The sequence below is a fragment of the Stenotrophomonas sp. PvP093 genome (assembly GCF_017876915.1).
In the GTDB taxonomy this organism is placed as follows: domain Bacteria; phylum Pseudomonadota; class Gammaproteobacteria; order Xanthomonadales; family Xanthomonadaceae; genus Stenotrophomonas; species Stenotrophomonas muris.
Genome location: NZ_JAGIOX010000004.1, coordinates 3,171,266 through 3,193,668, shown reverse-complemented (window position 1 = coordinate 3,193,668; position 22,403 = coordinate 3,171,266). Strand labels below are relative to the sequence as shown.

The 22,403-nt window shown below is 67.6% G+C and carries 23 protein-coding genes; 6 read left to right on the top strand and 17 right to left on the bottom strand.

Features of this window, described 5'->3' with window-relative positions:
- Nucleotides 1-6: 6 nt before the first annotated feature.
- The 9 genes from J3A72_RS17480 to pstS (J3A72_RS17440) form a co-directional block, all read right to left on the bottom strand.
- Nucleotides 7-762, bottom strand: coding sequence for a putative DNA-binding domain-containing protein (locus J3A72_RS17480; protein WP_075075676.1), 756 nt, complete (start codon nucleotides 760-762; stop codon nucleotides 7-9).
- Entirely contained in the window at nucleotides 755-1,630 is an 876-nt protein-coding gene (locus J3A72_RS17475; RefSeq protein ID WP_032956527.1) for a DUF692 domain-containing protein, read from the bottom strand. Before J3A72_RS17475 ends, J3A72_RS17480 begins: the two co-directional genes overlap by 8 nt.
- A complete protein-coding gene (locus tag J3A72_RS17470; protein WP_014646537.1) occupies nucleotides 1,617-1,970 on the bottom strand; it encodes a hypothetical protein in 354 nt (117 codons plus the stop codon). Before J3A72_RS17470 ends, J3A72_RS17475 begins: the two co-directional genes overlap by 14 nt.
- A 236-nt stretch (nucleotides 1,971-2,206) precedes the next feature.
- Nucleotides 2,207-2,914 carry a phosphate signaling complex protein PhoU gene (gene phoU / locus J3A72_RS17465; RefSeq protein ID WP_005408787.1) on the bottom strand — a complete coding sequence of 236 codons (708 nt, stop codon included), beginning with the start codon at nucleotides 2,912-2,914 and terminating at the stop codon, nucleotides 2,207-2,209.
- A 76-nt stretch (nucleotides 2,915-2,990) separates the two neighbouring features.
- The gene (gene pstB, locus J3A72_RS17460; RefSeq protein WP_005408788.1) at nucleotides 2,991-3,821 is read right to left on the bottom strand and encodes a phosphate ABC transporter ATP-binding protein PstB; all 831 of its coding nucleotides are present in this window, start codon (nucleotides 3,819-3,821) and stop codon (nucleotides 2,991-2,993) included.
- A 19-nt stretch (nucleotides 3,822-3,840) separates the two neighbouring features.
- Nucleotides 3,841-4,704 (bottom strand): phosphate ABC transporter permease PstA, encoded by an 864-nt coding sequence (gene pstA / locus J3A72_RS17455; protein ID WP_014646538.1) that lies wholly within the window; start codon nucleotides 4,702-4,704, stop codon nucleotides 3,841-3,843.
- Nucleotides 4,704-5,672 carry a phosphate ABC transporter permease subunit PstC gene (pstC, locus tag J3A72_RS17450; protein ID WP_005412771.1) on the bottom strand — a complete coding sequence of 323 codons (969 nt, stop codon included), beginning with the start codon at nucleotides 5,670-5,672 and terminating at the stop codon, nucleotides 4,704-4,706. Before pstC ends, pstA begins: the two co-directional genes overlap by 1 nt.
- A 79-nt stretch (nucleotides 5,673-5,751) precedes the next feature.
- Complete coding sequence (pstS, locus tag J3A72_RS17445; protein ID WP_075075677.1) at nucleotides 5,752-6,840, bottom strand: phosphate ABC transporter substrate-binding protein PstS; 1,089 nt, start codon at nucleotides 6,838-6,840, stop codon at nucleotides 5,752-5,754.
- A 416-nt stretch (nucleotides 6,841-7,256) separates the two neighbouring features.
- Nucleotides 7,257-8,273 carry a phosphate ABC transporter substrate-binding protein PstS gene (gene pstS, locus J3A72_RS17440; RefSeq protein WP_014646540.1) on the bottom strand — a complete coding sequence of 339 codons (1,017 nt, stop codon included), beginning with the start codon at nucleotides 8,271-8,273 and terminating at the stop codon, nucleotides 7,257-7,259.
- 554 nt (nucleotides 8,274-8,827) lie between these two features.
- Between pstS (J3A72_RS17440) and J3A72_RS17435 the strand changes: the two genes are divergently transcribed.
- Nucleotides 8,828-10,060: a porin gene (locus tag J3A72_RS17435; RefSeq protein ID WP_014646541.1), complete on the top strand. Its 1,233-nt coding sequence runs from the start codon at nucleotides 8,828-8,830 to the stop codon at nucleotides 10,058-10,060.
- Between the two features lie 81 nt (nucleotides 10,061-10,141).
- On the opposite strand, the gene nth is transcribed toward J3A72_RS17435, so the two are convergent.
- From nth to J3A72_RS17420, 3 genes are read right to left on the bottom strand one after another with little or no spacing between them, the layout of a single operon-like run.
- Complete coding sequence (nth, locus tag J3A72_RS17430) at nucleotides 10,142-10,834, bottom strand: endonuclease III (RefSeq protein ID WP_014646542.1); 693 nt, start codon at nucleotides 10,832-10,834, stop codon at nucleotides 10,142-10,144.
- Nucleotides 10,834-11,187, bottom strand: a complete 354-nt coding sequence (locus J3A72_RS17425; protein ID WP_049442206.1) for a hypothetical protein — start codon at nucleotides 11,185-11,187, stop codon at nucleotides 10,834-10,836. Before J3A72_RS17425 ends, nth begins: the two co-directional genes overlap by 1 nt.
- A 4-nt stretch (nucleotides 11,188-11,191) precedes the next feature.
- Nucleotides 11,192-11,974 carry an enoyl-CoA hydratase-related protein gene (locus J3A72_RS17420; RefSeq protein ID WP_049407492.1) on the bottom strand — a complete coding sequence of 261 codons (783 nt, stop codon included), beginning with the start codon at nucleotides 11,972-11,974 and terminating at the stop codon, nucleotides 11,192-11,194.
- Nucleotides 11,975-12,141: 167 nt separating this feature from the next.
- On the opposite strand from J3A72_RS17420, the gene J3A72_RS17415 reads away from it, so the two are divergent.
- From J3A72_RS17415 to J3A72_RS17405, 3 genes are all read left to right on the top strand, one after another.
- The gene (locus J3A72_RS17415; protein ID WP_014646545.1) at nucleotides 12,142-12,843 is read left to right on the top strand and encodes an FKBP-type peptidyl-prolyl cis-trans isomerase N-terminal domain-containing protein; all 702 of its coding nucleotides are present in this window, start codon (nucleotides 12,142-12,144) and stop codon (nucleotides 12,841-12,843) included.
- Nucleotides 12,844-13,020: 177 nt separating this feature from the next.
- Entirely contained in the window at nucleotides 13,021-13,824 is an 804-nt protein-coding gene (locus J3A72_RS17410; protein WP_041863217.1) for a CoA pyrophosphatase, read from the top strand.
- Nucleotides 13,821-14,723 carry a sulfurtransferase gene (locus J3A72_RS17405; RefSeq protein ID WP_046429767.1) on the top strand — a complete coding sequence of 301 codons (903 nt, stop codon included), beginning with the start codon at nucleotides 13,821-13,823 and terminating at the stop codon, nucleotides 14,721-14,723. The genes J3A72_RS17410 and J3A72_RS17405 overlap by 4 nt, the downstream gene beginning before the upstream one ends.
- Before the next feature lie 262 nt (nucleotides 14,724-14,985).
- Here the strand turns inward: J3A72_RS17405 and J3A72_RS17400 are convergent, their stop codons facing one another.
- Complete coding sequence (locus J3A72_RS17400) at nucleotides 14,986-15,552, bottom strand: N-acetylmuramoyl-L-alanine amidase (RefSeq protein WP_032961607.1); 567 nt, start codon at nucleotides 15,550-15,552, stop codon at nucleotides 14,986-14,988.
- Nucleotides 15,553-15,624: 72 nt separating this feature from the next.
- On the opposite strand from J3A72_RS17400, the gene J3A72_RS17395 reads away from it, so the two are divergent.
- A complete protein-coding gene (locus tag J3A72_RS17395; RefSeq protein WP_032961606.1) occupies nucleotides 15,625-16,152 on the top strand; it encodes an alpha/beta hydrolase in 528 nt (175 codons plus the stop codon).
- A gap of 145 nt (nucleotides 16,153-16,297) precedes the next feature.
- Complete coding sequence (gene rlmKL, locus J3A72_RS17390) at nucleotides 16,298-18,436, top strand: bifunctional 23S rRNA (guanine(2069)-N(7))-methyltransferase RlmK/23S rRNA (guanine(2445)-N(2))-methyltransferase RlmL (RefSeq protein WP_075075679.1); 2,139 nt, start codon at nucleotides 16,298-16,300, stop codon at nucleotides 18,434-18,436.
- Between the two features lie 120 nt (nucleotides 18,437-18,556).
- Here the strand turns inward: rlmKL and J3A72_RS17385 are convergent, their stop codons facing one another.
- The 4 genes from J3A72_RS17385 to J3A72_RS17370 form a co-directional block, all read right to left on the bottom strand.
- Nucleotides 18,557-18,886: a DUF3325 domain-containing protein gene (locus tag J3A72_RS17385; protein WP_075075680.1), complete on the bottom strand. Its 330-nt coding sequence runs from the start codon at nucleotides 18,884-18,886 to the stop codon at nucleotides 18,557-18,559.
- A complete protein-coding gene (locus J3A72_RS17380; protein ID WP_069117322.1) occupies nucleotides 18,883-20,520 on the bottom strand; it encodes a PepSY-associated TM helix domain-containing protein in 1,638 nt (545 codons plus the stop codon). The genes J3A72_RS17385 and J3A72_RS17380 overlap by 4 nt, the downstream gene beginning before the upstream one ends.
- Nucleotides 20,517-20,831 carry a DUF3649 domain-containing protein gene (locus J3A72_RS17375; protein ID WP_049442217.1) on the bottom strand — a complete coding sequence of 105 codons (315 nt, stop codon included), beginning with the start codon at nucleotides 20,829-20,831 and terminating at the stop codon, nucleotides 20,517-20,519. Before J3A72_RS17375 ends, J3A72_RS17380 begins: the two co-directional genes overlap by 4 nt.
- 244 nt (nucleotides 20,832-21,075) lie before the next feature.
- Nucleotides 21,076-22,362, bottom strand: coding sequence for a DUF445 family protein (locus J3A72_RS17370; RefSeq protein ID WP_046429775.1), 1,287 nt, complete (start codon nucleotides 22,360-22,362; stop codon nucleotides 21,076-21,078).
- Between the last annotated feature and the right edge of the window lie 41 nt (nucleotides 22,363-22,403).

Below are 22,403 nucleotides of genomic sequence, written 5' to 3'. Positions count from 1 at the left end.
GGGGTGTCAGGGCGGGGCGGTGAGCGGGCCGATCACGCCGGCCTGCAGGAACTGCCGCAGCAGCGCGGCACCGGGGCCGGCCAGCGCGTCTTCGGCCAGCCCATGCGTGGTGGCGAGGCGTTGCAGGTACGTACGGCCTTCCAGCCCAGGCTGTTCACCGATGCTGGACAGCAGGTGCACCGCCAAGGGGCTGAGCGCGGCGAATCGCACTTCACCGTCGGCTTCGCGGCGGACCAGCAGGCCGGTGGGTTCTGGGAGGGGCTGGGTCGGCGCATCCTCTGCACCGAGACGGTGCACCGGCCACTGGTACAGCAGCGGCCACGCCAGCGGCGAACGCTGCAGCGGCACCCGCAGCGGATCGACATCGCCAGGCGCAGGAAGTGGCTCGGCCTGCAACTGGTACAGCGCGGTTTCCACCCACTCGTAGTGGGCCAGTTCGGCCAGCGCCGGGTGCGGCAGCTGCGGCTGTGCCTGCAGCCACTGCACGAACTCGGCGGCCAGCTCGGTGAACAGGGGGGTCTGGCAGCGATGGGTGGCGAAGTAGTGGCGCACCAGCGCGCTCCATGCCGGTTCGCCGAGCAGGCGGATGCAGACCGGGAAACCGTTGCTCAGGAGCCCGAGCAGGTTGTTGAACAGCAGGTGCTGGTACACCGCCAACCGGCGTGCATCCAGGCCGGCCGGTGCCGGCACCGCCTGTGGATCGCGCAGGTGCGCGGTGAACGCGTGCTGCTGCGCGCGCAGGGTGTCGATAGCGTCAGCCATGTGCAGCCCCGGCGTGTGCGGCCTGCAGGCGGCGGATGGTCTGCAGTTCGCCCTGCAGTTCCGCATAGGGCGGGAAATTGAAATCGCGTTCGAGCAGGGTGGGGCGTGGGCCGATGCGAGCATAGGTACGCGCCAGCAACTCCCAGACCGGATCAATCACCGCGCTGCCATGGGTATCGATCTTCAGGTCGGGTGCCTCGTCCAGGTGCCCGGCCACGTGCAGGCAGACGATGCGCTGCGCGGGCAGGCCGGCGATGAAGGCATCGGCATCGTAGCCGTGGTTGCAGGCGTTGACGTAGACGTTGTTGACGTCCAGCAGCAGGTCGCAGTCGGCTTCGGCGAGCACCGCATTGGTGAACGCCAGCTCGTCCATCGCCGGTTCCGGCGCCAGGTAGTAGGACACGTTCTCCACCGCGATGCGGCGGCCGAGCAGGTCCTGCACGCGGCGGATGCGCTGCGCGGTATGGCGCACGGCTTCGTCGGTGAAGGGGATCGGCAGCAGGTCGTACAGGTGGCCGTCGTCGCTGCAGTAGCTCAGGTGCTCGCTGTACAGCGGCACGCGGTGCTTTTCGAGGAACCGGCCGACCTGTTCCAGCAGCGGGGTGTCCAGGGCGGCACTGCCGCCCAGCGACAGCGACAGGCCGTGGCAGCTCAGCGGATGGCGGTGTGCCAGTTCGGCCAGGGCATCACCGGCCGGGCCGCCGACATGGATCCAGTTCTCCGGCGCGCATTCCAGGAAGTCGAAGTCGCCTGCCGGAGCGTCACGCAGATCCTGCAGCAGCGCCCGGCGCAGGCCCAACCCTGCAGCCGCCGCGCGAAGCGGCGACTGCGGGTGGACGAGGCTGGCGCGGACGTCAGTGCTTGCCACCGCACTTGCCTTCGCCGCACTTGCCTTCAGCCGACTTCGTGTCGCCGGTCTTGGCCTTGGCGCCCGCTGCGCCGGCAGCCTTGCCCTTGTCGGCACCGCACTTGCCTTCGCCGGTCTTGCCGTCGGCACCACACTTGCCTTCGGCGTGCTTGGTCGCGTCGGCTGCCATCTTGGTATCGGCGGCCTTGGCATCGGTGCTGGCCTTGGCTGCCTGGCCGGCCACCAGGTAGCCCTGGGCGAGGTCGCTCATGCTCAGCGCCGAGGCGCTGGCGGTCATGCCCAGGCCGGCGGCCAGGGCGGTAGCGGTCAGCAGGGACAGGGTCTTGTTCGAACTGCTCATCGGTCTTACTCCTGGGTGGTGGGCAGGTGCCCGGGGTGAATCGATGGTGCAGCGATCCTACTCAACGAATCCTCGCCGAGACCTCAAATTTTCGTGAGATCTGTTACAGAAGCCTCCGGCAGGTCCGCACCGGGCAAGCCCGGCGCCCACAATCCTGGGGAACACCGCAAAGAAAAAGGCCGCTGTCACCAGGACAGCGGCCACCTTGGAGTCGACTCCGGTGTTGCAGTGCAGCGTCAGGGCTGGCCGGTGCTGGAGGTCTCGTCGCGCTTCTCGCGCGGCGGCAGCGGCTGCTCGCCGTGCACCAGGAACCACACGTTTTCGGCGATGTTGGTGGCGTGGTCGCCCACGCGCTCCAGGTTCTTGGCCATGAACAGCAGGTGCGTGCACGGGGTGATGTTGCGCGGGTCTTCCATCATGTAGGTCAGCAGCTCGCGGAACAGCGCGGTGTACTGCGCGTCCAGACGGGCGTCGTCCTCACGCAGTTCCAGCGCGGCATCAGCATCGTTGTCGCGGTAGGCGGCAATGGCACGCCGGACCTGCTGCGCGGCCAGGCGGCCCAGCGCACGCAGGCCCTGGATCTGCGGCAGCGGCGGCACCTTGCCCAGCGCGATCGAACGCTTGGCAACATTGGCCGCGTAGTCGCCGATGCGCTCGATGTCGGCCGGAATGCGCAGGCCGGCGAGGATCTCGCGCAGGTCGCGCGCCATCGGGCCGCGCAGGGCCAGGCGCATCACGTCATGGCTGATCTGCTGCTCCAGCGCATCGATGGCTTCGTCGTTGGCGATGATGCGATGGGCAGCGTTCTCGTCGCGCTTCTCGATCACGTCCATCGACGCTTCGAGCTGGGCGACGGCCATCTCGCCCATGCGCACGATCTCGGCCACCAGGCGCTGCTGCTCTTCGTCGTAGCTCTTGACGATGTGGTCGTTGGGAAGGTTCATGGTTGTTCCACTCTGTAGAGTCGAGCCACACTCGACTGATGGTGTCTGCAGGGTCGAGCCGTGCTCGACTGACGTTTCAGCCGAAGCGGCCGGTGATGTAGTCCTCGGTCTGCCGCTGCGACGGCTGCGAGAAGATCACTTCGGTGCGGTCGTGCTCGATCAGGTCGCCCAGGTACATGAAGGCGGTGTAGTCGGACACGCGTGCGGCCTGCTGCATGTTGTGGGTGACGATCACGATGGTGTACTCGTGCTTGAGTTCTTCCACCAGCTGCTCGATGCGGCTGGTCGAGATCGGATCCAGCGCCGAGGTCGGCTCGTCCAGCAGCAGCACCGACGGGCGCAGGGCCACGGCACGGGCGATGCACAGGCGCTGCTGCTGGCCGCCGGACAGGCCCAGTGCGCTCTGCCCCAGCTTGTCCTTCACTTCGTCCCACAGCGCGCCCTGGCGCAGCGCCTGCTCGACGCGGTCTGCCATGTCGGCCTTGCTCAGCTTCTCGTGGTGGCGGATGCCGTAGGCCACGTTCTCGAAGATGGTCATCGGGAACGGCACCGGCTTCTGGAACACCATGCCGACCTTGCTGCGCAGGCGGTTCATCGGGTACTTCGGCGACAGGATGTTCTCGCCGTCCAGCAGCACTTCACCGCGCGCTTCCAGCTTCGGGTACAGCGCGTAGATGCGGTTGAAGATGCGCAGCAGGGTCGACTTGCCGCAACCGGAAGGACCGATCAGCGCGGTCACGCGCTTTTCCGGGATTTCCAGGTTGATGCCCTTCAAGGCGTGGAACTTGTCGTAGTAGAAGTCCAGTCCACGCGCAGCCAGCTTCACCGGCGACGGCGTGTGCAGGCTCTCGTGCGAGGACGGCACGGCGATGCGCTGCATCGGCACGGCGTTGGAAAGGTCGTTCATGGCGTTATCCACGGAAAGGTCAGTCATGGGAGATACGGTTGCGCAGCAGGATGCCGCGGGCGGCAAGACTGACCAGCAACACGAAGACAGTCAGCACCAGGGCACCGGCCCAGGCCAGCACCTGCCAGGATTCATACGGGCTGCCGGCGAACTGGTTCATCACCACCGGCACCGAGGCCATCGGCTGGAAGATGTTGTTGTTCCAGTACTGGTTGCCGAAGGCGGTGAACAGCAGCGGTGCGGTCTCGCCGGAGATGCGGGCCAGTGCCAGCAGGATGCCGGTGATGATGCCGGCCGAGGCACTGCGGTACAGCACCTGCACGATCACCTTCCACTGCGGGATGCCCAGCGACAGGGCCGCTTCGCGCATCTGCGAGGGCACCAGGCGCAGCATCTCGTCGGTGGTGCGTACCACCACCGGCAGCACGATGAAGGCCAGCGACAGCGCACCGGCGAACGCCGAGAAGTTGCCGCCGGTCTGCATCACGTACAGGGTGTAGACGAACAGGCCGAGCACGATGGACGGGGCCGACAGCAGGATGTCGTTGACGAAGCGGACCACGGTGCCGGCCTTGCGGGCGTTGCCGTACTCGGCCAGCCAAGTGCCCGCCAATACGCCCAGCGGGGTGCCGATGCCGATGGCCAGCGCACACATCACGGCGCTGCCGAAGAACGCGTTGGCGAGGCCGCCTTCCTGCATCGGCGGCGGCGTCATCTTGGTGAACAGATCCAGGTTGATGCCGGCCAGGCCCTTGGAGGCCAGGGTGAACAGGATCCAGCCCAGGAAGAACAAACCGAACAGCGCGGTGGCGCAGGAGGCGGTGATCGCAACGACATTGCCGATGCGGCGGCGCAGGTACAGCGAATCAGCGGTGCTGGACATCAGTTGCCCTCCTTGCGGGACAGGCGCATCAGCATCAGGCGGGCGATGGCGAGCACCACGAAGGTGACGATGAAGAGGACGAAGCCGAGCAGCAGCAGGGCCGAACGGTAGGTTTCAGTGGCTTCACCGAAATCGTTGGCGATCAGCGCAGCAATGGTGGTGCCCGGTTCCAGCAGCGACGGCGACAGGCGCACGCTGTTGCCGATCACGAAGGCCACCGCCATCGTCTCGCCGAGGGCGCGGCCGAGGCCGAGGAAGATGCCGCCGATCACCGCCGAGCGGGTGTAGGGCAGCACGATGTCCCAGCTCACTTCCCACTTGGTGGAGCCCAGCGCATAGGCCGATTCCTTCAGGCGGGTCGGCACGGTCAGGAACACTTCGCGCATCACCGAGGAGATGAACGGAATGACCATGATCGCCAGCACGAAACCGGCGGTGAGCATGCCGATGCCCAGCGGCGGGCCCTGGAACATCGGGCCGATGATCGGCCATTCGCCCAGGGTCTCGTTGAGGAACGGCGTGACGTACTCGGTCATCACCGGCACCAGCACGAACAGGCCCCACATGCCGTAGATGATCGAGGGAATGCCGGCCAGCAGTTCGATGGCTGTGCCGACCGGGCCACGCAGCCAGCGTGGCGCGACTTCGGTGAGGAAGAAGGCGATGCCGAAGCTGACCGGCACGGCGATGACCATCGCGATGACGGCGGTGACCAGGGTGCCGTAGATCGGGGCGAGCGCGCCGAACTTGTTTTCGACCGGATTCCAGTCGGCGGAGAAGAAGAAGCTCAGGCCCTGCATCTGCAGGGCATGGCGGCCGCCCCACAGCATCGACAGCGCGGCGCAGGCCAGGGCGATCAGGACGAAGATGACGGTGCCGACCAGCACCCATCGGAACAGTTTGTCGTTGCGGGCATCACGCGCATCACGCGTGGACGGGGCGGCTACAGGCTGGGCGATGGCATTCATGGGGACGGCAGGGCCAGGAAGGGGCGGGGCGGCACGGCGTGGAAGCGGTGCCCGCGCGGGGCGGGCACCGTCGAGTCCGTCACTTCAGGTCGGTCGCCCAGTAGGCCTCGATCTGCTTGACCAGTTCGGCCGGCAGCGGCACGTAGTGCAGCTCGTTGGCCTGGGCCTGGCCGTTCTCGAGGGCCCACTTGAAGAAGGCCAGGGTGTCCTGGTTGCGCTTGGCGTCCTTCGGCTGCTTCTGCATCAGCATGAAGTTGGTGGCGGTGATCGGCCACGCCTGCTCGCCCGGGGCGTTGGTGATGACCAGGTTGAAGTCCTTGGCGCTGGCCCAGTCGGCGCTGGCGGCCGCCGCGGCGAAGGTTTCCGCGCTGGGCTCGACCCAGTTGCCGGCGGCGTTCTGCATGGCGGTGTACGGCATGCCGTTCTGCAGCGCGTAGGCCAGCTCGACGTAGCCGATGGAGCCCTTGATCTGCTTCACGTACGAAGCGACGCCTTCATTGCCCTTGCCACCGACGCCGTCCGGCCACTGCACCGAGGTGCCTTCGCCGACCTTGCTCTTCCACTCCGGGCTGACCTTGGACAGGTAGTTGGAGAAGTTGAAGGTGGTGCCCGAACCGTCCGAACGGTGGACCAGGGTGATCTTGCCGTCCGGCAGCTTCACGCCCGGGTTGGCGGCGACGATGGCCGGATCGTTCCAGGTCTTGACCTTGCCCAGGAAGATGTCGGCCAGCAGGGCGCCGCTCAGGCGCAGCTTGCCGGCTTCCAGGCCTTCGATGTTGACCACCGGCACCACGCCGCCGATGGCCGACGGGAACTGGGCCAGGCCGGCCTGTGCCAGCTCTTCGCTGCTCAGCGGCTTGTCGGAGGAGCCGAAGTCGACGGTGCCGGCCTTGATCTGGGCGATGCCGCCGCCGGAGCCGATCGACTGGTAGTTGATCTTGGCCCCGGTGGTGGCGTTGTAGTCGGCCGACCACTTGGAGACCAGCGGGAAGATGAAGGACGCGCCCGCGCCGGACACTTCGGCGGTCACCTTGGCACCGGCAGCGGCCGGGGCAGCGGCACCGTCGGCCGCCGGCTGCTGCGCGGCCTGCTTGTCGCCACCGCAGGCCGACAGGCCCAGGGCGATGGCCAGGGAAAGGGCGGCAAGGCCGGCCGAGTGCAGTTTCATGGTCACTCCATAGCGGGGAAGAGCCGACGTGGTCGGCGGATGCGGCTATGAAATGATGTTTTTGTTACAGCCGTATTACGACCATGACAGAGGTGTCCTGGATCACGTTCTGACAAGGGTTTCACCGGGTTGGCCCCCATCCGGCAGAGCCCCGGAGACCCCGGATCTGCGCACCGGTATGGCGGCCGGTTGGCCCTTGTGGAGTCAAGCCATGTTCGACGGCTCCCTGCCCTCGGTAGGTGCGGACCGTCGGTCCGCACGCTCCAGCACCCAGCCGAGCGTGGGCTCGGCGCTGCAGAGGCAGATGCATGCATCCCCGAAAACAAGAAGAGCGCGAGATCTCGAGGATCTCGCGCCCGGTTGGGGCCGGCGGGGGAGAGAGGACCCGCCGGCCCCGTTCCTGCGGGGGAACGTGCTTACTTCAGGTTCTGCGACCAGTAGGTCTCGATCTGGCGGACCAGGCTGTCCGGCAGCGGCACGTAGTCCAGCTGGCGGGCCTGGGCGTCGCCGCTCTTGTAGACCCAGCGGAAGAACTCCTGGGTGGCCTTGCCGTTGGCAGCGTTCTTCGGCTTCTTGTGCACCAGGATGAAGTTGGTGGCGGTGATCGGCCAGGACTCGGCGCCCGGGGCGTTGGTCATCACCAGGTAGAAGTCCTTGGCGCTGGCCCAGTCGGCGCTGGCGGCAGCGGCGGCGAACGATGCATCGCTCGGCTGCACGAACCTGCCGGCAGCGTTCTTCATCGCCGTGTACGACAGCTTGTTCTGCAGTGCGTAGGACAGTTCGACGTAGCCGATGCCGCCCTTGATCTGCTTCACGTAGGCAGCAACGCCTTCGTTGCCCTTGCCGCCGATGCCGGCCGGCCACTGGACCGAGGTGCCTTCACCGACCGAGCTCTTCCACTCCGGGCTGACCTTGGACAGGTAGTTGACGAAGTTGAAGGTGGTGCCCGAACCATCCGAGCGGTGCACGACGGTGATCTTGGCGCTCGGCAGGGTCACGCCCGGGTTCAGCGCGGCGATGGCCGGGTCGTTCCAGGTCTTGATCTTGCCCAGGAAGATGTTGGCCAGCACGGTGCCGTCCAGCTTGAGTGCGCCCGGGGCGATGCCGGCCACGTTGACCACCGGCACCACGCCGCCGATCACCGACGGGAACTGGGCCAGGCCCGAGGCGGCCAGTTCTTCCGGCTTCAGCGGTGCATCGGAAGAGCCGAAATCAACGGTCTTGGCCTTGATCTGCGCAATGCCGCCGCCGGAACCGATCGACTGGTAGTTGACCTTGTTGCTGGTGGCAGCGTTGTAGTCGGCCGACCACTTCGACATCACCGGGTAGATGAACGAGGCGCCCGCGCCGGTGATTTCAGCGGCGTTGGCGGCGAACACGGACGACGCTGCGAAGACGGCAACGGCAACGCGCGACTTGAAGGCGTGGATCACGGGGTGGCTCCTGGGTTGATTGGGATGCGGGGTTACCCGCCCGGCGCACATTCCATAACGGTTCGATGACAGCGCGGGGACCGTTGTGTGACGCATCCGTTACAGCGCTGGCTGACGCTTGCGCAGCGCGGGCCGTGAAGGTTTCGCGCAGCGGCTGAGGCGGTCGTGCGGGCACAAGGGAGGTGCGCCGGCGCCGGTTGCGGTCACCTTGCATGGGTGGCCGATGAGGTGACGGCTGCCTCCCTTCGCGCGGTCTGCGCCTGGCGTTGCGCAGGGATTCCGCGTCATCCGCGCGAAGCCGGGCGGTGCGGACCAGGGTGACCCGGCGGCTTGCCCGCGTGTCGGTGCCGATACACCACGCCATGGGGCGCAACGGATCGATAAGCATGTGCGCGCAAATGAGTCGTACGCATGACCGCACGAAGAAATCTGGGGTTGGTGCTCAATCTGTCATTCGGCTGTCATGGTTTTAACGGAACGTTCGCAAAACGCTTGACCGGCCTGCCGGCGTGGCGTTCTGCCCAAGCCATTCCAACCCTCTGGAGAAATCCAAAATGCGTTCCCATTTGCTCGCCGCCGCGGTCGTTGCAAGCCTCGGTCTGGTTTCCGCCGACGCCTTCGCAGCCCCCGCCAGCTCGGGCGTGTCCCAGGCACAGTTGCAGCAGCTGCAGGCACAGATCGCTGCGCTGCAGGCCCAGGTCCAGCAGTTGCAGAACGATTCGCAGGCGCTGCAGGCGCAGTCCGACGCGCAGTCCGAAGTGAACATCACCCAGGCGCAGGCCCTGGAAGGTGCGCAGAAGACCCAGACCAGCGTCGACAAGCTGGCCAAGCTGGTCAATGACAACAAGATTGGCGGTCGCATGTTCTTCGACCTGACCAACATCGACAAGACCAGCAACGGCAAGGACACCGCCGCCAGCGGCACCGGCCTGGACGTCAAGCGCTTCTACCTGACCGTCGACCACAAGTTCAACGACATCTGGTCGGCCAACCTGACCACCGACTTCCAGTACAGCTCGGCCATCGGCAACACCGAACTGTTCGTCAAGAAGGCCTACGTGCAGGGCAGCTTCGACCCGGCCTTCAACCTGCGCGTCGGTGCCGCCGACATGCCGTGGATCCCGTACGTCGAGAAGTTCTACGGCATGCGCTATGTCGAGAACACCCTGACCGACCGCCTGAAGTACGGCAACTCGTCCGACTGGGGCCTGCATGGCTTCGGCAACCTGGGCAACAACTTCAACTACGCCGTCTCGGTCGTGTCCGGCGCCGGCTACAAGAACCCGACCCGCAGCAAGGGCATGGACGTGGAAGGCCGCGTGGCCTACACCCCGAACGAGAACTTCGTGGTCGCCGTCGGCGGCTACAGCGGCAAGCTGGGCAAGGAAACCGACATCCAGAGCGCCGAGAACACCTACACCCGCGCCAACGCGATGGTGGCCTACGCCGACAGCAACTTCCGCGTCGGCGGCGAGTACTTCCAGGCCAAGAACCTCAACAACGTGCTGACCGTTGCCACCGACAAGACCAGTGGCTGGTCGGTGTGGGGCAGCGTGCGCGTGACCGACGGCGGCATCAACGTGTTCGGTCGTTACGATGACACCGACGTCAGCAAGACCCTGGACCCGACCCTGAGCGACAAGTACTGGAACGTCGGCGTCGAGTTCCCGGTCATGAAGAACCTCAAGCTGTCGACCGTGTACAAGTACACGCACCTGGCCAACGCCAGCGACAAGAAGAACGACAAGACCAAGGAATTCGGCGTCTGGGGCGACCTGTCGTTCTGATCTCCTGAAGCACCCTTGTCCATACACGCGGACGGCGGGCCTGGTGCCCGCCGTCTTCGTTTCGTCACAACACGATCCGCGTCACGTCTCGGCTGTGGTCTTTTCCTTGAACCGGCACAGGTCGGCGATCACGCAGCCCGGGCAATCCGGCTTGCGCGCCTTGCACACGTAGCGGCCATGCAGGATCAGCCAATGGTGCGCGTCGAGCAGGAACTCGGCCGGAATCACCTTCACCAGCGTGTCTTCCACTTCGCGCACGTTCTTGCCGGGGGCCAGGCCGGTACGGTTGGAGACGCGGAAGATATGCGTATCCACCGCCATCACCGGCTCGCCGAAGGCGGTGTTGAGCACCACGTTGGCGGTCTTGCGGCCCACACCGGGCAGCGCTTCCAGCGCTTCGCGGTCGCGCGGCACTTCGCCGCCGTACTTCTGCAGCAGGATCGCGCAGGTGGCGATCACGTTCTTCGCCTTGGCGTTGAACAGCCCGATGGTGGCGATGTACGGCTTCAGGCCATCCTCACCGAGCGCGAGGATCTTCGCCGGCGTGTTGGCGACCGGGAACAGGCGGCGGGTGGCCTTGTTGACGCCGACGTCGGTGGCCTGGGCGGACAGCGCCACGGCCACCAGCAGTTCGAACGGCGAGCTGTACTCAAGCTCGGTCTTCGGGTGCGGATTGAGCTCGCGCAGGCGGGTGAACATTTCCACCACGTCGGCGCGCGGCATGCGGCCGCCGCGCCGCGCCGGTGCGCGGGCAGTCTTCTTCGCGGTGGCCATTACGGCTCCTTGCCGGTGACGCGGGCCTTGGCCCGGGCGAGAATCGCGGCCGCCGCGGCGGGCAGCGGGGGCTTCACGTCCGGCGCCGGGGGCGGGGTGCGACGTGCATCGCGCTCGGCTTCGCGGCGGGCCAGGCGCACCGCGCGGGCGCGATAGCGTTCGCGTGCGGCCCAGGCCGTACGCAGTTGCTGCTGGGCCTGCTGCAGCCGCTGAGGAAGGTCCGGGTGGCCAGGCAGCAGCTGTTCGTCGCCGGCTCGGGCGACGTAGTCCATCAGCCCCGCCTGCAGGGCGCCATCGAGATCGTCTGCCTGGACCCGGGCGAACAACTGCGCGGGGTTGGGTCGGGATGCCATGGCGTCAGCGGTTCTGGAAGGCCGGCGGGCGGCGCTGCAGGAAGGCACTGGTGCCTTCACGCATGTCCTCGGTGGCGAACAGCAGGCCGAACTGCGCACTTTCGTATTCCAGCCCGGCCTCCAGGCTGCACTCGCCGCCCACGTGCACCGCGTCGAGCAGGCCACGCAGGGCCAGCGGCGCTGAGCGTGCCAGCTGGCGGGCGACGTCCTGTACACGGTTGTCCAGCGCGTCGGCCGGCACGACTTCGTTGACGATGCCCAGCTCCAGCGCACGCGCGGCGTTGATCGGCGCCCCCAGCAGGCACAGCTCCAGGGTGGCGGCGCGGCCACACAGGCGCAGCAGGCGCTGGCTGCCGCCGAAGCCGGGAATCAGGCCGAGATTGATTTCCGGTTGGCCGACCTTGGCGGTATCGGCGGCGATGCGCAGGTGGCACGCCATCGCCAGCTCAAGCCCGCCGCCCAGCGCGAATCCGTTCACGCGTGCGATGACCGGCTTGGGCATGCGTTCGATCTGGCGCATCAGGGCCTGGCCCAGCAGCGAGAAATCACGTCCCTGAACGGCGCTGAGGGTGTTCATTTCCGCGATGTCGGCACCGGCCACGAAGGCCTTCGGGCCCGCCCCGGTCAACACAACCACGCGCACCTCCGGATCGGCAGCGGCGTCCCTGAAGGCATCGGCCAGCGCCTGCAGGGTCGCGGCGTTCAGGGCATTGAGCTTGTCCGGGCGCTGGACGGTCACGGTGCGGATGGCGCCTTCGTCGGCAACAGCGATCAGGGCATCGGCCACGGGGAAACTCCTGGAACGTTAAAAAAAAGTGATATTGAACTCTGCAAACGCAGACGGGTCATAGCCTGCATCGTGAGTAGCGGTTACACGTTGTGCCCGTTATCCTAACCCGTCGCCTCAGGGCGGCGAAGAACGTCCCTGAGTTACCACCCCTGGAGAACTGTTTGATGAAGTTGCGTTCTATCGCGGTCGCCGTCGCGGCCCTGGCCCTGACGGGCAATGCCTTCGCCCAGGACATCGCGTCCGAGAAGGGCAAGCTGAGTTATTACTTCGGTTACGACTACGGCAACAACCTGGCGGAGCTGACCGGTCGCGGTGAGCAGCTGGACATCAACTCGGTGGTGAAGGGCCTGCAGGATGCCTACGCCAAGAAGCAGCCGGCGATCACCGCCGAGCAGCTGAAGCCGGCCGTTGAAGCGTTCCAGAAGCGCGAGCAGGGCCGTGCCCAGGCTGCCAAGGCCGAGTACGAAAAGGCGGCTGCCGAAAACAAGACCAAGAGCGATCAGTTCATCGCGGCGAACAAGGCCAAGGCCGGCGTGCAGTCCCTGCCGAGCGGCGTCCAGTACCGCGTGATCGAAGCCGGCAAGGGCGCCAAGCCGACCCAGGCCAGCACCGTGCAGCTGGAAGTGGCCGGTCCGTTCCCGTACGGCCAGCGCCCGACCGAAGCCCGCCCGGCCCAGCAGATCCCGTCGATCAAGGTCAGCGAAGTTGAAATGAAGGCCATGCGCGAGACCCTGCTGCAGATGCCGGCCGGCTCGAAGTGGGAAGTCACCCTGCCGCCGGACCAGGCCTACGGTGCCGACCCGCGCACCCCGTTCCCGCCGAACGTGGCTGTGCAGTTCGAGATCAAGCTGGTCAGCGTCAAGTAAATCGAAACAGCAAACGAAACGCGCCGGTGATCCCACCGGCGCGCTTCTGTTTGTGCAGCCCCTGGCGGTGAAACGCCCGCGCTGCGCGCGAGCGTCGACTGACAGTCGACTCTACCGTTGGGCCGGGCCACCCGCGCAAATTCAGCCCGATCGCGCTACTGTTGCCGGGTGCAAACAATGGAAGAAACGGCGCGTGTTGTCGCAAGTCCCTGCATCGGAGTGTGCACGCTGGATCCGCACCGGCAATGCACCGGCTGCGCGCGGCATATCGATGAGATCGCGCGGTGGTCGTCGATGAGCAACGAGGAACGCAGCCGCATCCTGCACCGCGTGCAGCCCCTGCGCGAACAACTGCAGCAATCGCTGCGTGGCTCGCTGGCCGACCACGAGCGACTGATGCGCGCGCTGCACCCCTTGGCCCAACCGCCGGCCGGCGACGGCTGGAACCGCAGTGAGCTGATCGACCTGCTGCCGCCCGGGCCTCCGGTGGAGGCTGCGGTGCTGGCCGGCATCGTCCCGCGCGCCAACGGCGCACAGGTGATCCTGACCCGCCGCACCGAAACCCTGCGCACGCACGGGGGCCAGGTCGGATTCCCCGGCGGCCGCACCGAGCCCGATGACCGTGACGCATTGGCGGCCGCGCTGCGCGAGAGCCAGGAAGAAATCGCATTGGCGCCCGGCCAGGTGCAGGCGCTGGGGTATCTCGATCCCTTCGTCACCATCACCGGCTACCGGGTCACGCCGGTGGTGGCGGTGGTGGATCCGGATTTCGTGCCGGTGCCGCAGCCCAGCGAAGTGGCCGAAGTGTTCGAGGTGCCGCTGGATTATCTGATGGCGCCCGACAGCCTGCGCCAGGTCGAAATCACGCATCGCGGCCGGGTCCGCCACGTCCTGGAGTATGGCTGGCCGGGGCAGCGCATCTGGGGCGCGACCGCCGCCATTCTCTACAACCTGCGTCGTCGCCTGGAGCAAGTGAAATGAAGCCGATCGATCCGCCGTGGACGACCCTGGTCGATGTCACCACCCTTGCCGCTGCGCTCGGCGCAGGCGTGCGCGTCGTCGACGCGCGTGCCACCGCCAGCACCGCCGTGCGCGTGGTCGATGCGCGTGCTTCGCTGGCCGATCCGCAGGCGGCGGGCGGCCAGTATCTGGCAGGGCACATACCGACTGCGGTGCATGCCGATCTCAACCGTGATCTGTCGGATCTGACCCGAAGCGGCCACGGCCGGCACCCGCTGCCGGACAGCGATGCGTTCGCCGCGAAGCTCGGCACGTGGGGCATCGGTCCCGAAACCCAGGTGGTGGTCTACGACGGCAGCGACGGCAGCATGGCCGCCTCGCGCCTGTGGTGGCTGCTGCGGCTGATCGGGCACACCCGGGTGGCCGTGCTCGACGGCGGTATTGCCGCCTGGCAGGCCGCCGGTCACGCGCTGGCGAGCGGGCCGACTGAAGTGACGGCGTTACCTGCCTACCCGGGCCGTTTCGACACCACCCAGATCGCCAACGCCGATGAAATCAGCGCACGGCTGAAGCACGCGCCGGGCTGGTTGGTCGACGCGCGCGCGGGTGAGCGCTTCCGCGGTGACGTCGAGCCGCTGGACCCGGTCGCCGGCCACGTGCCGGGCGCGGTCAACCGCCCGTTCGCCTTGAACGTACTCGATGGCCACCTGCGCGACCCACAGGCGCTGCGCGCCGAACTGCAGGGCGTGATCGGCAACCGCGATCCGCAGCAGGTGGTGCTGATGTGCGGCTCCGGCGTGACCGCCTGCCATCTGCTGCTGGCGATGGAAACGGCGGGCCTGTCCGGCGCGCGCATCTACGCCGACTCCTGGAGCGGGTGGGTCAGCGACAGCAGCCGCCCGGTGGCGACCGGCGCCTGAGCCGCGCGGGGTCGGATCCGTTTTCCAACGGAGAATGGTTCTGACCCCATCAACCGAAAATCGGGTCAGAGCCCGTTGCGTAGCAACGGGATCCGACCCCGTGTCGATTCGAAGGATCGCGGAGAACTGTCGAAGGCGGGGTGGGGCCGGTTGCGGGGGTGTCCGCAACCGGACCCACCCCGCCATCCCACGGAATGCCAGCGTTTGACGTTGACGTTGACGTTGCCGTTGCCTCTGCGGGTGCAGGGCGCAGCCCTGCCGCTTACCCAACCGGCTGCAACGGCACCTTCGCCAGCACCCGCGCCCACGGGAACAGCGGCCCCGGATCGCGCTTGCGCGCCACCGTCAACGTCGCATCGTCGCTGGCCGGCACCCGTTCCAGGTCCAGCTGGTCATGCCCGGCAATCCGTCGCAGCGACGGGTAGTGCGCCACCAGCGCCAGCAGCAGCTGTTCCAGCGCCTGCAGCTGTGCCTCGGTGTACGCCTCGTCCATCGCCTGGTGGCGGCTGTCGAACCAGTCCGGATAGCGCCCGGTATTGACCAGCTCGATGCCCAGCGTATGCGCGTTCATGCCGCGCACGTGATGGGCCACGCGTTCCGGTGCCACGTACTGCACCACGCTGCCATCGCGGTCGATGTAGAAGTGCCCGCTGTTGCCGGCGCCGCTGTCGTACAGCACGCGCTCGCCGTACTCGCGGGCCGTCGCCAGATCGGGCAGCTCGGTGCAGTGGATCACCACCATCTCCAGCGTGGCCGGGTCGCGCAGCGGCAGTCGGTCGTGGTAGGGCAGGGGCTGCAGCTGCAGGCCGGGCAGGAGCGGGTTGGGCATCCGGCGATGCTAGCATTGCGGCATGAACCTGCCTTCTCTTTCCTCGTTGGCCCGCTCGCACGGAGCACGTGCATGAGCCGCGGCCACTGCATCCTGTCGCATGGCTTCGAGAGCGGCCCGGAAGCGACCAAGGTCACCGCGCTGGCCGACGTGGCCCAGCGCCTGGGCTGGACCCATGAGCGCCCGGACTACACCGACCTGGACGCGATGAGCGAGGTCAGCCGGGTAGGCGACGTGCCGACCCGCCTGCGCCGCCTGGTCGAGCGCGCCGCCATCGCGGCCCGGCAAGGGCCGGTGGTGCTGGCCGGCTCCAGCCTGGGCGCCTACATTTCCGCCATCGCCTCGTTGCAGGTACCGGTGGCCGGCCTGTTCCTGATGGTGCCGCCGACCACGATGGGCCCGATGCCGGCGCTGGATGCCGCCGCCGTGCCGACCACCGTGGTCCAGGCCTGGCATGACGACGTGGTGCCAGCAGCGGGAGTGATCGCGTGGGCGCAGGCGCGCTCGGCGCAGCTGCTGCTGGTCGACGACGGCCACCGCCTCGAGCGCCACGTGGAGGCGTCCGCGCAGGCCTTCGAGCGCTTGCTGCGGCAACTGTGAAGCCCGGGCGCACGGCGCGCCCGCCCGCATTGACTACAATGGCAGCCCCGCCGCCCCCGGCGCGGGCCTGCCGGCCGTGCCTACGGCCCTCCTTTCCGACCGGCCCGGCCCCTGTGCCGCGCCCGACCACCTGCGAACCGATCCCGTGAAATTCTTCGTCTCCTGCGCCAAGGGCCTGGAATACCTGCTTGCCGATGAACTGTCGGCCCTGGGCCTTGGCAAGGCCACTGCCACCATTGCCGGCGTCAACGCCGAGGGCGAACTGGCGCAGGCGCTGCGGATCGTGATGTGGTCGCGCCTGGCCAGCCGCGTGCTGTGGCCCATCGACGAGTTCGAGTGCCCGGATGAGCAGGCCCTGTATGACGGCGTGCGTGCGCTGCCGTGGCACGAGCACATCACGCCGGAGATGACCCTGGCGGTGGACGCGCACGTGTCCGGCGACAAGATCACCCACGCCCGCTTCGCCGCGCAGCGGATCAAGGACGCCATCGTCGACCGCATGCGCGATGAAGGCCTGGAACGCCCCTCGGTCAACACCGATCTGCCCGACGTGCGCGTCAACCTGTCGCTGCGCAAGGGCCGTGCCTCGTTGTCGATCGATCTCGGCGGCGGCCCGCTGCATCGCCGTGGCTGGCGTGGTGCTGCCCACGAGGCACCGCTGAAGGAAAACCTGGCCGCCGCGCTGCTGCTGCGCGCGCAATGGCCGCGCCTGCACGCTGCCGGTGGTGGCCTGCTGGATCCGATGTGCGGCAGCGGTACCCTGCTGATCGAAGGTGCGCTGATGGCCGCCGACGTCGCTCCCGGCCTGATGCGGCATGGCAGCCTGCCGCCGAGCCGCTGGCTGGGCTTCGACAAGGCCGCCTGGAAGTCCATCCAGAGCGAAGCACGTGAGCGCGAAGCGGCCGGCCTGGCCGCGCTGAAGCCAGTCATCCACGGCAGCGACATCGATCCGACCGCGATCCAGGCGGCACGCGAGAACGCCGAGGTCGCGGGCGTCGCCCACGCGATCCGCTTCACCCGCGCCGATGTGGCCGACCTGGCCGCGCCGGAACAGGAGATCGGCGCGGTGGTCTGCAACCCGCCGTACGACGAACGCCTGGCCGCCGATCCGGCGCTGTACCGCGCGCTGGGCAAGGCCCTGCAGAAGGCGGTGCCGCAGTGGCGCGCCAGCCTGCTGTGCGGCAACGACGAACTGGCCTTCGCCACCGGCCTGCGCGCCGGCAAGAAGTACCAGATGTTCAATGGTGCGCTGGAATGTGCGCTGATCGTCTGCGACCCGATCGCCGTGCCGGGCCGTGATCCGGCACAGCCGCGCGAGCTGAGCGAAGGCGCGCAGATGGTGGCCAACCGCCTGCGCAAGAACCTGAAGAAGTTCAAGAGCTGGCGTGCCCGCGAAGACATCACCTGCTTCCGCGCCTATGACGCCGACCTGCCGGAGTACGCGGCCGCCATCGACGTCTACGAGGAAGACGGCGGCAAGCGCCGTACCTTCCTGCACGTGCAGGAATACGCCGCACCGGCTGCCATTCCCGAGAACGACGTGCGCCGCCGCCGCAACGAGCTGCTGGCCGCTGCGCGCGAAGTGTTCGGCGTGCCGCCCGAGCAGGTCTCGATGAAGTCGCGCGAGCGCGGCAAGGGCGGCAGCAAGTACGGCCGCTTCGAGCAGCGTGACGAATTCATCGTGGTGCGCGAGAACCATGCACTGCTGCAGGTGAATCTGTTCGACTACCTGGACACCGGCCTGTTCCTCGACCACCGCCCGCTGCGCCGGATGATGGCCGAGCAGGTACGTGGCAAGCGCTTCCTCAACCTGTTCTGCTACACCGGCGTGGCCAGCGTGCAGGCGGCGGTGGCCGGTGCCGCCAGCACCACCAGCGTCGATCTGTCGGCGACCTACCTGCAGTGGTGCTACGACAACCTGGCGTTGAACGGGCAGGGCGGCAACCAGCACCTGCTGGTGCAGGCCGACGCGATGGCGTGGCTGGAGGGCGACCGTGGCCAGTACGACGTGATCTTCTGTGACCCGCCGACCTTCTCCAACTCCGCGCGCGCCGACGATTTCGACGTGCAGCGCGAACAGGTGAAGCTGCTGCGGGCGGCCGTGGCGCGGCTGGCACCGGGTGGCGTGCTGTACTTCTCCAACAACTTCCGCCGCTTCAAGCTGGAAGAAAATGCGATCGCCGAATTCGCCCAGTGCCGCGAGATCACCGCACGCACCCTCGGCCCGGATTTCGAACGCAACGCGCGCATCCACCGCGCGTGGGAACTGAAGCGGTTGGGGTGATGCGACGCCCGGGGTCGGATCCCCTGCGCGAAGCGCAGGGGCTCTGACCCCATCCGGATCTACGCACCAGGGGTCAGAGCCCTTGCGCTTCGCGAAAGGGATCCGACCCCGGTGGCCCGGCTACAGCACCGCCACCACCAGCCCCAGCACCGGCAGCACGATCGCCAGCGGCGCGATCCAGTTCGGCCGGTACGGGTACAGCCCGAACGACAGCGCCACGCCGCCCAGTGTCATCGTGCCCAGCCACAGCACCGGGCCCATCGCCCAGCCGTGGTCGATCACGCACAGCGCGAACGCCACCGTCAGCAGGGCCCAGCCCAGCACGCGCCACTGGGTGCGCCGTGCGGGCGTGGCTGCGGCCCTGCCGTGCAGGTCGTGCTGGTGCTTTTCCATCGCCAGCGACAACGCGGTGAACGCGGAGAACGACAGGGCCAGTGCCAGCAGCATCATGCGCTGGCCTCCGCTTCGGCGGTTTCCGCAGCGTCCACCGGGGCCCTGGGTGCTGCTGCGGCGGCGGCGCGCTTCTTCTTCTCGGCCGCGCTCAGCGGTGGCGTCCAGCGCTGCATGCGCCAGCCGCACAGCGCCAGCATCGCACCGAACGCGATCATCGACAGATCGACGCCAGCCAGTACCCAGTCACCGCTGCGCAGTGTGATGCCAAGATGCGCGTGCGTGGTCAGCGCGTTGACCACCGGTACCAGCGCGAACGCAGCCGCACCCAGGTACAGCTGCCACGCCCACATCATCCGCTTCGGCCAGATGAAGGCGGCCAGCAGCGCGCCGCCCCAGGCGTAGAAGAACACGTTGGCCTCCGCACTCGCGCGCCCGGCGATGTCCAGCGGCAGCAGGCGGTTGCCCCAGAAGTAGGCCGCGAAAGCGATCGGCAGGCCGGCCACGGTGCCGATGTTCAGCGCATCGACCAGGCGCAGGCCGAAGCCGGTGCGGCCGCTCTTGGCATGCCTGGGCCGTTCCTTCACCGCCCACAGCACCACGCCGCTGGCCACCATCAGGCAGCCGACCAGGCCGGACAGGAAGAACAGTGCACGCAGGCCCCAATCGGCGAAGCGCGCCAGGTGCAGGCCGTACAGCACGCCACGGGTGGCGGTGGCGCCGCCGGACGGCGGCGTCTCTTCCAGCAGCGCGCCGTTGACCATGTCGTAGCGAACGGCGGGAGTATCGGTGGACAGGCGCTTGCCGTCGCGTTGGCGGATGTCGATCACCGCATTGGCCGCCCCCGGGTTGGACACGGTGAAGCCGGCCACTTCCACGCCGTGCCAGTGCGCACGTGCGCTGTCCAGCAGCTGCGCGATCGGCAGCGGCGTGGCGCGTCCTTCGGCCGGCGCGGTCACCTCCGGCATGCCGCCGAAGGCTTCGCTGAAGAACTTGTCTTCGTCCTGCGGGTAGGCGACTTTCACCCCCCACGGCAGGTACATGACCATCAGGGTGACGATGCCGGTGTAGGTGATCATCGCGTGGTAGGGCAGGGCCATCACCGCGCTGACGTTGTGGAAATCGAGCCAGGAACGCAGGCCCTTGTCCTTGCGGAACGTGAAGAAGTCCTTGAAGATTTTCTTGTGGGTGATGACGCCGGTGATGATCGCCACCAGCATGAACATCGCGCAGAAGCCGACCAGGTAGCGCGCCCACAGCACCGGGATGTAGTGCAGGTCGAAATGCAGGCGGTAGAAGAAATCACCGCCCCGCGTTTCGCGTGCCTTCAGTGCCTGGCCGGTATTCGGGTCCAGCGTGGCTTCGCCGAAGCCACCGCGACGGCCGCGACTGGGATCGGCCAGCTCCGGTGGCAACCGCCAGAACATCTGCATGGCCGGGTTGCGCGGCTGCGGCAGGGTGACGAACCAGTTCCCGGCCTGCGCCGCATTGGCCTGCAGGTAATCCACGGCGCGCTGCGCGGCGACATCGATGCTGACCTGGCTGGACGGAAGTTCCGGTCGCATCCAGCGGCTGATTTCCTCGCGGTAGTAGCTGGCGGTGCCGGCCATGAAGATCAGCAGCAGCAACCAGCCGACCAGCAGGCCGGTCCAGGTGTGCAGCCAGGCCATCGATTGGCGGAACCCGTTCTTCATGCCCAGGCTCCCATCAGGCGCGCAATGGCCACCATCAGCAGGGTGGGAGCGAGAATGCCGACCCAGGCGCGCAGCGCGCTGCGGGTCGCGAACGCCCACAGCGCTGCGCAGGCGGCCACCAGGATGGCCAGCAGCATGCCGGTCAGCACGGCCTGGCCGCGCGCACCGGGCAGCGCCACCGCGCAGAACACGCTGGTGGCCGAAGCCAGCGCGTAGCCGCCGAAGATCGCGGCCAGCGAGCGTGACAGCACGCCCCAGCGTGGATTGGAGAAGAAGGTGCGGGGGCTGGCGGTTGCGGGCGAGCGGTCCACGGCGTTCCTGCAGGTAGGGGAGGGGATGGAACGCGTCCGCGGCCCCCTTGCGCCCTGCGCATGTCGCCCAGCGTGTCCCATCGACGAAGCACTGCCCGCGCAGGCGGGCAATCCAGAGGTCGGGGATGTACACGGGCGATGGGCGCGTCTTCCGCGCCGCTTGGCTAAGCGTACAACCGATCAGTAAATGATAGGCATTCGCATTTTATGAATCAAGCATGATGATCCGGGGGCGCACCGAGGCCTAGAACCTGAACACCACTGTCGCCGCATGCAGCAACAGGCCGATCAGCCCACCCACCAGCGTGCCGTTGAAGCGGATGAACTGCAGGTCGCGGCCCACGCTCAGTTCCAGCTGTTCGACCAGATGGCGCTCGTCCCAGCCCTTCACGGTCTGCGCGATATGCGTGGTCACACCCTCGCGCAGGCGGCCGGTCAGGCGTTGCGCACCTTCCAGCAGGTGCTGGTTGAGGGCCTCGCGCAGGGCCGGGTCGGCCTGCAGGCTGGCGCCCAGCGAGGCGAGGCTGCGCTGCAGGTGTCCGACCAGCGCCGAGTCCTCGCGCTGCAGGTCGTCGCGCAGGCTGGCGTGGATGCGCGCCCACAGCCCCTGCACGTAGTCCTGCAGGGCGGGGTGGTCGATCATTTCCCGCTTGAGCTGTTCGATGCGCTCGGCCAGGGCCGGGTCCTCGCGCAGGCGCTGCACGTAGTTCTGCAGCCAGGTCTCGTAGTCCTGGCGCAGCGGATGCTGCGGCTCGGCCAATACCTGCTGCAGTTCTTCCAGCACCGCCCGCGCCAGGCGCTCGGCCAGGCTGTCGCCGATCTCATCGATCGGCTTCACCCAGTTCACCGTGCTCGACAGCGTCGGCCATTCGCGCTGGATGTAGCGCACGATCAGCTGCGAGGCGCGTTCCTTCACTTCTGGCTGTTCCAGCCAGCGGCCGAGCCGCTGCAGGCCCTCGTCCAGCACGCGCTGGTGGCGCCCGTCGGCGGTCAGCAGGGCAAGCAGCTCACCGGCGGTGGCGGCGGCATTCCACTGCCGCAGCTGCTGCACCACGAACGCATGCAGCTGCCGGCGCACCGCTGTCTCGTCGAAGAAGTCCAGTGCCTGCAGGGCCCAGCCGCGTGCCATGTCGGCCAGCATCCGCGAGCGCGCCGGGTCGGCCAGCCAACTGCCGAGGCGGCTGGCCGGATCGAACACCTGCAGCTTGGCCAGCAGCACCTGCGGTTCCAGGAACTGGTCACGCACGAACAGGGCGAGGCTGTCGCCGATGCGTTCCTTGCTGCGCGGGATGATCGCAGTGTGCGGAATCGGCAGGCCCATCGGGCGCCGGAACAGCGCGACGACGGCGAACCAGTCGGCCAGTGCGCCCACGGCTGCGGCCTCGCAGAACGCCGAGACCCAGGCCCAGATGCCGCGTTCGCCCTGCCAGTGGCTGACCGCGAAACCGGCCAGCATCAACAGCAGCAGGCCCAGTGCGAGGGCTTTCAGGCGTCGCAGCTGAGCGCGGCGCGGATCGTGGGCAGGCGTCATGCCGGAAGTCTAACCGGCACGGCATGAGCATCTGGTAGTGC

Coding starts and splice junctions, on each gene's coding strand:
- J3A72_RS17480 (WP_075075676.1), bottom strand. CDS start 762: ATGGCTGACGCTATCGACACCCTGCGCGCGCAGCAGCACGCGTTCACC.
- J3A72_RS17470 (WP_014646537.1), bottom strand. CDS start 1,970: ATGAGCAGTTCGAACAAGACCCTGTCCCTGCTGACCGCTACCGCCCTG.
- phoU (WP_005408787.1), bottom strand. CDS start 2,914: ATGAACCTTCCCAACGACCACATCGTCAAGAGCTACGACGAAGAGCAG.
- pstB (WP_005408788.1), bottom strand. CDS start 3,821: ATGAACGACCTTTCCAACGCCGTGCCGATGCAGCGCATCGCCGTGCCG.
- pstA (WP_014646538.1), bottom strand. CDS start 4,704: ATGTCCAGCACCGCTGATTCGCTGTACCTGCGCCGCCGCATCGGCAAT.
- pstC (WP_005412771.1), bottom strand. CDS start 5,672: ATGAATGCCATCGCCCAGCCTGTAGCCGCCCCGTCCACGCGTGATGCG.
- pstS (WP_075075677.1), bottom strand. CDS start 6,840: ATGAAACTGCACTCGGCCGGCCTTGCCGCCCTTTCCCTGGCCATCGCC.
- J3A72_RS17435 (WP_014646541.1), top strand. CDS start 8,828: ATGCGTTCCCATTTGCTCGCCGCCGCGGTCGTTGCAAGCCTCGGTCTG.
- nth (WP_014646542.1), bottom strand. CDS start 10,834: ATGGCCACCGCGAAGAAGACTGCCCGCGCACCGGCGCGGCGCGGCGGC.
- J3A72_RS17425 (WP_049442206.1), bottom strand. CDS start 11,187: ATGGCATCCCGACCCAACCCCGCGCAGTTGTTCGCCCGGGTCCAGGCA.
- J3A72_RS17415 (WP_014646545.1), top strand. CDS start 12,142: ATGAAGTTGCGTTCTATCGCGGTCGCCGTCGCGGCCCTGGCCCTGACG.
- J3A72_RS17410 (WP_041863217.1), top strand. CDS start 13,021: ATGGAAGAAACGGCGCGTGTTGTCGCAAGTCCCTGCATCGGAGTGTGC.
- J3A72_RS17405 (WP_046429767.1), top strand. CDS start 13,821: ATGAAGCCGATCGATCCGCCGTGGACGACCCTGGTCGATGTCACCACC.
- J3A72_RS17400 (WP_032961607.1), bottom strand. CDS start 15,552: ATGCCCAACCCGCTCCTGCCCGGCCTGCAGCTGCAGCCCCTGCCCTAC.
- J3A72_RS17395 (WP_032961606.1), top strand. CDS start 15,625: ATGAGCCGCGGCCACTGCATCCTGTCGCATGGCTTCGAGAGCGGCCCG.
- J3A72_RS17385 (WP_075075680.1), bottom strand. CDS start 18,886: ATGATGCTGCTGGCACTGGCCCTGTCGTTCTCCGCGTTCACCGCGTTG.
- J3A72_RS17380 (WP_069117322.1), bottom strand. CDS start 20,520: ATGAAGAACGGGTTCCGCCAATCGATGGCCTGGCTGCACACCTGGACC.
- J3A72_RS17370 (WP_046429775.1), bottom strand. CDS start 22,362: ATGACGCCTGCCCACGATCCGCGCCGCGCTCAGCTGCGACGCCTGAAA.